This window comes from Massilia sp. YIM B02769 (assembly GCF_030411995.1).
Taxonomy (GTDB): domain Bacteria; phylum Pseudomonadota; class Gammaproteobacteria; order Burkholderiales; family Burkholderiaceae_D; genus Telluria.
Window position 1 is genome coordinate 1 of record NZ_JASNRC010000048.1, and the last position, 524, is coordinate 524.

The 524-nt window shown below is 63.4% G+C and carries 1 protein-coding gene and 1 other RNA gene; both read left to right on the forward strand.

Translation table 11 applies throughout. The annotated features are described in order from the left end of the window. Nucleotides 1–216: RNase P RNA component class A (gene rnpB / locus QPK31_RS26120), an RNA gene on the forward strand; the annotation flags it as partial. A gap of 21 nt (nt 217–237) precedes the next feature. Continuing rightward, the coding region (locus tag QPK31_RS26125; protein WP_290425798.1) for an FGGY family carbohydrate kinase at nt 238–524 on the forward strand (287 nt) is incomplete at its 3' end.

Sequence of the window (524 nt, forward strand, 5' to 3'; positions counted from 1 at the left end):
TAGGGCCACAGAGACGAGCGTATTTAGTTACGGTGAAACGCGGTAACCTCCACTCGGAGCAATTCCAAATAGGCACGCGTTGATGTTGCTCGCGGAGCGTGCGGGTAGGAAGCTTGAGCGCCGGAGTAATTCGGCGCCTAGAGGAATGATTGTCGTGGTGGGAGTCCCCTCGGGGAGACCAACCAACAGAATCCGGCCTATCGGCCTGCTTTACACTGAATTTTGCGCGGAGGATCGATGCCGCAGTCGCAATACATCCTGGCGCTCGACCAGGGAACGACCAGTTCCCGCGCCATCCTGTTCGACCGCCAGGGCCAGGTTGTCGCCTGCGCCCAGCAGGAATTTCCCCAGCATTTCCCCCAGCCCGGATGGGTCGAGCACGACGCGCTCGACATCTGGGACAGCCAGCTCGCCTGCGCGCGCCGGGTCTTGCGCGAGGGTGGCGTCAACGCTGCGCAGGTCGCCGCCATCGGCATCGCCAACCAGCGCGAAAGCACCGTGGTCTGGGACCGCGCCACCGGCGA